Below are 9,327 nucleotides of genomic sequence, written 5' to 3'. Positions count from 1 at the left end.
GGAAGAACAAAAAGTGCAAGCGCCTCGTTCAGCTCCGACAAGCGCTGCCCGCCTTATAACGCCACGTCCTGTGGCTGGCGGGTCTAGCACTTCGTGTGCCTCGGAGGGCCGACCGGTGAAGTCGTTCTTTGACTTCATTGGCAGGACCGAAGCGTCTCGAGGAGTTAGGAGCCGCAGCTAGACAAGCAACTCGAGGGGCTAGGCGCTGGAGCTGGATTAAGAATACTAGATATAGTTATCCAGAATTAAATAATTTTTATAATTTCTTAAACAGCAAGAAAATTTTACATAAAACGACAATATTTTCTTATATTCTATCACATATTTAGAACAGTGGTTATACCTTTTCTTTATTTGAGTTGGGAAAAAAGCAGTTCAACTAATATATCGGATCGCTCCAGTGAATCTTAACAATTGCCACAATAAGTTCACATGATAACGCAAAAAGACAGCCATGCAGGCTGTCTTTTTAATTCATGAGCAGCAATGCTTCTTTGCCGATCATGCCTTTTGTTGCACCAAGGTTCTCCGCTTCGTAAGTGACGGACTCCAGCGGGGCTTCGAGCAATTCCTCGATTGTTTTTACGCCAACCGCCCTGCCGGCAATAACCTTCCTGCCCTTAAGTTTTTCATTGAGAAGTGCGACATCCAGAGCTCCGCACATAATGTATCCTTTATCGCCTGTAACAACAAGCAGGTTTGTCTTCGGCAGTTTTACAGAAATGCATAAAAACGTCCTGCCTTCTATTTCAATAGGTGACATGTCGATCATGGTCACAACTCCCTCCTTCAATCCCAATAACACTCTATGAAGGAGAGGAGGAAAGCGTGATATTTTGATCAAATATTGCTGACAGTTGGTTGAAAATTTCAGCTCATTTAATTCGATAACAGCCCGCTAAAGCACGCGGGAATATTTTAATAAGACTCAAGCTTCCACTCAAGCAAATTGCGAAGGAACTCGGGAAGCCAATATCGTTTTTCCTCAGCCCGCTGAATTTCAGGGAAAAAGCGTCCGAACGTGAACATATCAGGAATCGCAAGTATATAGTGTTTCTTGGCCTCGATCAGCTTGCCATTGATGAGGACCTGGGTGACGTTCCCTTTTTGCTGAAACTCGATTCCATCATACTCCATGACCCCCATGACCGTGCCGCGAAAGCCAAGCCCCTTTATCTGCAGATGGGGCCATTTTTCATCCCTAGTCTGAAGGAGCACTTCTTTTAACTCTCCTCCTGACATCCTGATCGTACAAGGATTGATTGGGTGTGGACAGATTTCGAGCAGGTCGAATTTCGTGACTTCTCCTCGTTCCAAGCCCTTAAGGATCATACCTGCATTCATGAAGGCGCAGTCGGCGTTACACCATTCCCTTAATGCCTGAGTGAGTATCCTGGAAAGCTCAGAATGCTGCAGTGGATCTGCCTTTAAAGCCTCTGGAAGAAATGCAACACTTTCTGCCATCAGGGTTTTGCCTTCGATGAAATATCCTTCTGCCTTTTCCCGCTCATCTTGAGCCTGATCTGCTTCGTTCATATCATAGAGAAGGGCTTTCTTATGTAAGATTTGCTTTTTATTCTTATCCAGCTTCAAAGTCACATGGCCGGTGTAGTACCCAAACTTCCCGGCTCCCGCCAGCAGGCTTTCTCCAACTTCTTTGCCCTCGTGTAAAATATGGTGGGTATGGCCTCCGAGAATGACGTCAATTTCCGGGAACATCCCGGCAATCATTTCATCGTCATGGATTCCTAGGTGTGATAGAAGGATAATAACGTCCGTTTCAACTTTTAACTGATCGACCCAATTCTTCAGCTCTTCGATCGGGTCGGTCAGTTTCCAACCCAGCTGTTCATAAAACCGCCCAAAATTCACTGTGATGCCAATGACACCGATTTTAGTCCCGCTTTTGCTTATGTATACATGATAGGGCTTAGTCCACTCCGGCCTGCTCCCATCCTGCTTGTAAAGATTCGCTACCAGCATCTCGAAGTTTTTTTCATGATACATCGAATCCAGGTCTTCGAAAGGAAGAGTGATGCCTTCGTTATTTCCTATGGTTGCCGCATCATAGCCTGCTTCATTCAAAAGACGGCAATTCGCCTTTCCCCTTGTCGCATCAGATAGAGGGTGCCAACGGTCCATATGGTCGCCGATATCGAACACCAGCACCTCGTCGCCCGCTTCCTCGTGCCAGCGCCTTCGATCAGTCACAAGCTTATGGATGCTTGGCCAGTGCTCCAAATGGCTATGCAAATCGTTCGTATGGTAAATATGAATAACCTCTTCCATCTAACCATCCATCCTCTTTTTAAAATGAAGTGCCCCCCTGCATGTTGTCAGGAGGGTCCAAAGTCTTAAAACAAATCCAGCTGCCTCGGGTTTAACCCCTCGTATTCTATATCCAATAGCTCCACCATTTGTTTGGCATTATCAGCAGCATCTCCGCCGGAATTGTTGTTGAACAATGCGAAAACCTGGGATGTGCTTTCGTTTAACTTTTTCAGGTTTTCTGCCCATTCTGTTAATTCCGCTTGATTATAGCGATATAAATAGCGGACTGCACGCCAGTCCTGCCCTTTTCCTTTCTTGTTCCAGCCATGGACATTGCGGCCGTGAAAGCGTACAAGCACTTTATCTTTCGATGTAGATTGAAGAACCGTTGAAATCGAGCCTTCACCTGCCTGCGGTTCATCGCAGATGCTGTGGATCCACTTTTCCTCTCTCATAAAATCCAGTGTCTTCTCGCGCATTTCACCTTCAAACCAGGATTGGTTCCGGAACTCGAGGGCACAATCAACATCACCCATCTGCTCGCGACACCAGCGCAAATAGTCGACATTTTCCTTGCGAAGGTCAAACCACGGCGGAAATTGAAAAAGCGTCATGGCGTGTTTATTCGCTTCGAGGTAGGGCTTCAACGACTCTTTGTAAGCAGTGAACATCTCATTTTTATCAGCAAAAGGAATTTCACCGCGCTGATGCCCGGTCATTCCCTGGTACGCTTTAACGATGAATTGAAAATTGTCAGGTGTGTCATCTACCCATTTCGCGGCATTCCTCACAGGCTGCACAGCGTAAAAAGAGGCATCAACCTCGACTGCGGGAAAGTGGCTGGAATACTCCTTCAGTTTATCACGCGGTGAAACCTTGCCCTCATATAAACTATCATGGTCTCCCCAGCCCGTTAAGCCAACAATAATCATCTGTGCACCTCCATTTTACCTTCATGATAGCATAATTACCTTCTGAATAAGAACTATGACATCGTTTAACCTTAATTCCCCCTTATAGAAGAGGAAAAACACATATTTATTAGCTAGGGTAATTGCTAATCACTACTTTTTTAAAATGAATCACTACTTTTTTGCCAGGAATCACTACACTTTTGAAATGAATCACTACGTTTTTGCCAGAAATCACTACACTTTTGATGATAATCACTACGAAAATGGACCGAATCACTACGAAATTCTAGATAATCACTACTTTTTACATAAAAATGTCAAACTGTAAATCCGGAATTGCACACTACCATGGCAAATTCGCACACTCAAACTCCTTAATTGCATCGAAAACGCCGGAATCTCTTAATGAAATCCTTTAATTGCGCAAAACAATCCCATATTTGCACAATCTTCCATATGACTGGAAAACAACTTCATCTGTGTAAAATACATATGCTTGAACCATGCAAAAAATCCACCTGCCGGGGCAGGTGGATTCCCGTAACTTTCTTTATTAACCGATTGAACCTTCCATTTCAAACTTGATCAGGCGGTTCATTTCGACTGCGTATTCCATTGGCAATTCTTTTGTAAATGGCTCGATGAAGCCCATTACGATCATTTCTGTTGCTTCTTCTTCGGAAACTCCGCGGCTCATCAGATAGAACAGCTGCTCCTCTGATACTTTGGAAACCTTCGCTTCGTGCTCAAGAGAAATGTTGTCGTTCAGGATTTCGTTGTATGGAATTGTGTCTGAAGTAGACTTGTTATCCATGATCAACGTATCGCACTCAATGTTTGAGCGGGCGCCGTCAGCTTTGCGTCCGAAGTGGACGATACCGCGGTATGTTACTTTTCCGCCTTGCTTTGAGATTGATTTTGATACGATTGTTGATGATGTGTTTGGAGCAAGGTGGATCATTTTCGCACCTGCATCCTGGTGCTGGCCTTTACCAGCAATCGCGATTGATAATGTCATACCGCGTGCGCCTTCACCCTTGAGGATGACTGCTGGGTACTTCATTGTCAGCTTAGAACCGATGTTGCCATCGATCCATTCCATTGTCGCGTTCGCTTCACAAACCGCACGCTTTGTTACAAGGTTGAAGACGTTGTTTGCCCAGTTCTGGATCGTTGTATAACGGCAATATGCGTCTTTTTTGATGATGATTTCAACAACTGCACTGTGAAGTGAGTTTGTTGTGTAAACTGGAGCTGTACAGCCCTCTACATAGTGTACGTGTGCGCCTTCATCAACGATGATCAGAGTTCGCTCGAACTGTCCCATGTTTTCAGAGTTAATACGGAAATACGCCTGAAGCGGAGTATCTACTTTGATTCCCTTTGGAACATAGATGAAAGATCCGCCAGACCAAACCGCAGAGTTTAATGCTGAAAATTTGTTGTCTGTTGGAGGAATGACTTTTCCGAAATGTTCACGGAAAATGTCTTCGTTTTCTTTCAGAGCTGAATCTGTGTCTTTGAAGACGATTCCTAGCTCTTCAAGCTCTTCCTTCATGTTGTGGTATACAACCTCTGATTCGTACTGCGCAGAAACACCCGCAAGGTATTTTTGCTCTGCTTCAGGAATCCCAAGCTTATCGAATGTCGCCTTGATTTCATCAGGAACTTCATCCCATGATTTTTCAGAGCGCTCAGAAGGTTTTACATAGTAAGTGATTTCATCAAAGTTTAATGAAGCCATGTCTCCGCCCCATTGAGGCATTGGCATATTGTAGAAGTGCTCCAATGATTTTAAACGGAAGTCCAGCATCCATTGCGGCTCTTCCTTCATTTTTGAAATTTCTTCAACGATTTCACGCGTCAGACCGCGCTTAGACCGGAAGATGGAAACGTCTTTATCGGAAAATCCGTATTTATAATCACCGATCTCTGGCATTTTTTTAGCCATCGTCGAATTCCTCCTTCTTAAAGCATTGAAACCAAGGTTTCCTGCTTTGTAGTTGTTCGCTGCAGGCCAATCCCCCGCAGCTCTTTCGGAAAAAACTTATTGGCTGTCTTCCTCTTCTTTCAGGCCTTTCTCCATTGCCTTCCATGCAAGAGTAGCACATTTGATCCTTGCAGGGAATTTCGCTACACCTTGAAGTGCTTCGATATCCCCGAGGTCAAGATCATCCTCTTCATAATCTTTTCCCTGCATGATGTCAGAAAAAACCGTTGAAAGCTTTAAAGCTTCCTCGATGGGTCTTCCTTTGACCGCCTGCGTCATCATTGAAGCAGAGGACATAGAAATCGAGCAGCCTTCCCCTTCAAATTTCGCGTCCGCAACCTTTCCGTCTTCGACTTTCATCGTAAGCTGGATGCGGTCGCCGCATGTCGGGTTGTTCATATTAACAGTCAGGCTGCCTTCTTCCAAAACACCTTTATTGCGAGGGTTCTTATAGTGATCCATAATAACTTGCCGATAAAGGTTATCTAAATTATTAAAAGACATCGCTGAAATACTCCTTTGTTTTGACAAGGCCTGCTACCAGCTTGTCAATATCTTCTTCCGTATTATACAGGTAGAAGCTTGCACGTGCTGTCGCGGACGCCTTCAGCCACTTCATCAGCGGCTGCGCACAATGGTGTCCCGCGCGAACGGCGATTCCTTCAGCATCAAGTACTGTCGCTACATCATGAGGATGTACGTCATCAATATTGAATGTTACGAGTCCAGCACGCTTGCCGGCTTCCTTCGGGCCATAGATGGTCATGCCTTCGATTTCAGACATTTTATCCATCGCGTAAGCCGCAAGAGCGTGTTCGTGCTTCTCAATATTATCGAGACCAATATCATTCAGGAAGTCGATTGCGGCACCAAGACCAATCGCACCAGCGATAATCGGTGTTCCACCTTCGAATTTCCACGGCAGCTCTTTCCATGTTGACTCGTACAGACCTACGAAATCAATCATTTCACCGCCAAACTCAACTGGCTCCATTTTTTCAAGAAGTGCCTTCTTGCCATATAATACGCCGATACCAGTCGGCCCGCACATCTTATGTCCGGAAAAAGCGAGAAAATCGCAATTTAGGTTCTGAACATCGATTTTCATATGCGGAGCGCTCTGAGCGCCATCGACAACCATGATCGCACCATTCTGGTGAGCAATCTCAGCAATCTCCTTGATCGGGTTCATGACACCGAGTACGTTGGAAACCTGCATGATGGAAACGATTTTCGTATTCTCCGTAACCACTTCTCTTACAGTATCAAGTGAGATCGTGCCATCTTCCTGCAAGTCGATATATTTCAATGTTGCACCCGTTTGTTTTGCTACCTGCTGCCATGGGATGATGTTGCTGTGATGCTCCATGTAGGAGATGACAATTTCATCGCCCTCTTTTAGGTTTTCACGGCCATAACTTGCAGCTACCGTGTTGATCGCAGTAGTGGTACCGCGGGTGAAAATGATTTCTTCAATTGATTTTGCGTTAATGAACTTTCGGACTTTTTCCCTTGATCCTTCGTAACCATCAGTGGCTCTTGTTCCAAGAGTATGGACACCGCGGTGTACGTTGGAATTGTATTCGCGATAATATTTGTCCAGTGCTTCGATAACCTGCACAGGCTTTTGTGATGTCGCCGCACTGTCCAGATAGACAAGCGGGCTGCCATTGACTTCCTGATTTAAAATCGGAAATAGTTCACGAATTTCGCGGGCGTTCATTATTTAACTTTCCTTTCGATTACCTCTACCAACTGCTTTTTAACTCCCTCGATCGGAAGCTCATTTACAACTGGAGCAAGGAATCCGTGGATGACAAGGCGCTCTGCCTCGTGCTTCGGAATACCGCGGCTCATCAAGTAGTAAAGCTGCAATGGATCAACGCGTCCAACAGAAGCCGCGTGGCCTGCTGTTACATCATCTTCATCGATTAGAAGGATTGGGTTAGCGTCCCCACGAGCTTTTTCGCTAAGCATCAAAACGCGTGATTCCTGTTCTGCATTCGACTTAGATGCACCGTGCTCGATTTTTCCAATACCGTTAAAAATAGAAGTAGCGCTATCCTTGACAACACCGTGCTTCAGGATATAGCCTTCTGAATTCTTGCCGAAATGAATGATGCTTGTTGTGAAGTTCTGAGTCTGTTCTCCGCGACCGACAACAACTGTCTTCGTGTCGCCGTATGAACCGTCACCAACAAGGTTCGTAGTGTTTTCTGAAATTGTGTTGCCATCGTTCATCATTCCAAGAGCCCACTCGATACGAGCATCTCTTCCAGCATGACCGCGACGGTTTACATAAGTTGTAAGACCTTCAGCCAGAGTATCAACTGCACCATACTGGATTTTCGCATTTTGGCCAGCGATTGCTTCTGTTACAATGTTCACCAATCCGTTCACTTTGCCAGTAGTAGAGATGTAGTTCTCAACATAAGTTACAGAACTGTTATCTTCTGCTGCTACAACCACGTGGTTGAACAGGTTCGCTTCCGCATCATCATGCAGGAAGATCGCCTGGATTGGGTTTTTGACTTGAACATTTTTAGGAACATAAAGGAATGCTCCGCCGTTCATGAATGCTGCGTGAAGTGCAGTTAAACGGTGCTCATCACTTTTAACAGCTGTCATGAAATATTTCTTTAGCAAATCACTGTATTCGCGAGCCGCTGTGAAAATATCTGTAAAAATAACGCCTTGCTCCTGCATTTCCTTTGAAAGTTGAAGATATGCAGGCTTGTTATTGCGCTGAACATATAGGCTGCTATCCTTTGCTTCAAGGTCCACAAGCGCTTTTACATCTTCAGGAAGCTCGTCGATGGATGAAAAAGCATCGCTTTTAACGAGCAGTTTTTCGAATTGTGTGAAATTCCATTTATCAATCTTCGTCTTATCCGGTCTTGGCATAGAGAGGTCTTCTGCTTTTGCAAGAGATTGTACACGAAGCTCTGTCAGCCATTCCGGTTCGTTCATTTCTTTTGAGAAGGAAGTAATGTACTCCTGGTCAAAAGCCCATTTCGTTTCCGTAGTCATTATAAATCCCCCCAACGCTTAAGCTTCTTGCCCAACTGTTTCGTCTTCGATGCCTAGTTCTTTCTTAATCCAGTCGTATCCTTCTGCTTCTAAGCGCTGTGCAAGTTCTGGTCCACCAGACTTAACAATGCGGCCCTGCATCATAACGTGAACATAGTCAGGAGTGATGTAGTCAAGAAGGCGCTGGTAGTGAGTGATAATCAAGCAGCCGAAATCTTCGCCGCGCATTTGATTGATTCCTTTAGAAACAACCTTCAATGCGTCGATATCAAGTCCTGAATCAATTTCGTCAAGAATTGCGATTTTTGGTTCAAGCATCATCAATTGAAGGATCTCGTTACGCTTCTTCTCACCGCCGGAGAAACCTTCGTTTAAGTAACGCTGTGCCATATCAAGGTCCATTTCAAGGAATTCCATTTGCTTATCCATCTTGCGGATGAACTTCATAAGAGAAATTTCGTTTCCTTCGCCAAGACGGCTGTTCAGTGCAGAACGCAAGAAGTCAGCATTCGTTACACCGCTGATTTCGCTTGGATATTGCATAGCAAGGAACAAACCAGCACGTGCTCTTTCATCAACTTCCATTTCAAGAACATCTTCGCCATCAAGCGTAATTGTTCCATTTGTTACTTCATACTTAGGGTGTCCCATGATAGAAGAAGACAAAGTGGATTTACCAGTACCATTCGGTCCCATGATCGCATGGATTTCTCCACCCTTAACTTCAATGTCCACACCTTTTAATATCTGCTTGCCTTCAATCTCAACTTGAAGGTCCTTAATTGATAATACAGATCCTGCCATAATATTACCTCCGTCAATATAGAAAAGATTTTAAGCCGACTCTTGCCGTCTTTAACTCTATTCTCATTTTATTCTCATTACAATCTTATAACAAATAGAAAGTGTTAGCAACACTTTAGAAGTGGAAAGAAATACAACGAACCCAGTAGATTATTGTCAAACCCAATTTGATTTTTGGCTCATGCCGAGTGGGAAGGAAACGACCGAGCAAATTCATTTGCTCGCAGCGTTTTATTTCCACTCGGCAGCTTTTCAGCCTAAGCTGAAAAGCCAGTGAAGCGTAAGCTTCACGAAGTGAGCCAAAAATCCGCAGAAACT

General features: G+C 44.6%; 8 protein-coding genes. All 8 read right to left on the bottom strand.

Features of this window, described 5'->3' with window-relative positions; all coding sequences use genetic code 11:
- Nucleotides 1-469: 469 nt before the first annotated feature.
- Nucleotides 470-772 carry a YunC family protein gene (locus ACH0QE_RS07270; RefSeq protein WP_192470135.1) on the bottom strand — a complete coding sequence of 101 codons (303 nt, stop codon included), beginning with the start codon at nt 770-772 and terminating at the stop codon, nt 470-472.
- Between the two features lie 146 nt (nt 773-918).
- The gene (locus ACH0QE_RS07265; protein ID WP_415800038.1) at nt 919-2,289 is read right to left on the bottom strand and encodes a bifunctional metallophosphatase/5'-nucleotidase; all 1,371 of its coding nucleotides are present in this window, start codon (nt 2,287-2,289) and stop codon (nt 919-921) included.
- Nucleotides 2,290-2,354: 65 nt separating this feature from the next.
- Nucleotides 2,355-3,203, bottom strand: a complete 849-nt coding sequence (locus tag ACH0QE_RS07260; protein ID WP_415800037.1) for a DUF72 domain-containing protein — start codon at nt 3,201-3,203, stop codon at nt 2,355-2,357.
- 535 nt (nt 3,204-3,738) lie between these two features.
- Nucleotides 3,739-5,136: a Fe-S cluster assembly protein SufB gene (sufB, locus tag ACH0QE_RS07255; protein ID WP_079507085.1), complete on the bottom strand. Its 1,398-nt coding sequence runs from the start codon at nt 5,134-5,136 to the stop codon at nt 3,739-3,741.
- A 96-nt stretch (nt 5,137-5,232) separates the two neighbouring features.
- On the bottom strand, nt 5,233-5,679 hold the full coding sequence (gene sufU, locus ACH0QE_RS07250; RefSeq protein ID WP_192470132.1) for a Fe-S cluster assembly sulfur transfer protein SufU: 447 nt from the start codon (nt 5,677-5,679) through the stop codon (nt 5,233-5,235).
- Nucleotides 5,669-6,898 (bottom strand): cysteine desulfurase, encoded by a 1,230-nt coding sequence (locus ACH0QE_RS07245; protein WP_415800036.1) that lies wholly within the window; start codon nt 6,896-6,898, stop codon nt 5,669-5,671. The genes sufU and ACH0QE_RS07245 overlap by 11 nt, the downstream gene beginning before the upstream one ends.
- A complete protein-coding gene (gene sufD, locus ACH0QE_RS07240; protein WP_415800035.1) occupies nt 6,898-8,205 on the bottom strand; it encodes a Fe-S cluster assembly protein SufD in 1,308 nt (435 codons plus the stop codon). Before sufD ends, ACH0QE_RS07245 begins: the two co-directional genes overlap by 1 nt.
- An 18-nt stretch (nt 8,206-8,223) precedes the next feature.
- Nucleotides 8,224-9,009 (bottom strand): Fe-S cluster assembly ATPase SufC, encoded by a 786-nt coding sequence (gene sufC, locus ACH0QE_RS07235; RefSeq protein ID WP_041966111.1) that lies wholly within the window; start codon nt 9,007-9,009, stop codon nt 8,224-8,226.
- Between the last annotated feature and the right edge of the window lie 318 nt (nt 9,010-9,327).

Origin of the sequence: Mesobacillus sp., assembly GCF_047739415.1 — a bacterium.
Lineage (GTDB): Bacteria > Bacillota > Bacilli > Bacillales > Cytobacillaceae > Mesobacillus.
This window is presented reverse-complemented; position numbering and strand designations above follow the sequence as displayed.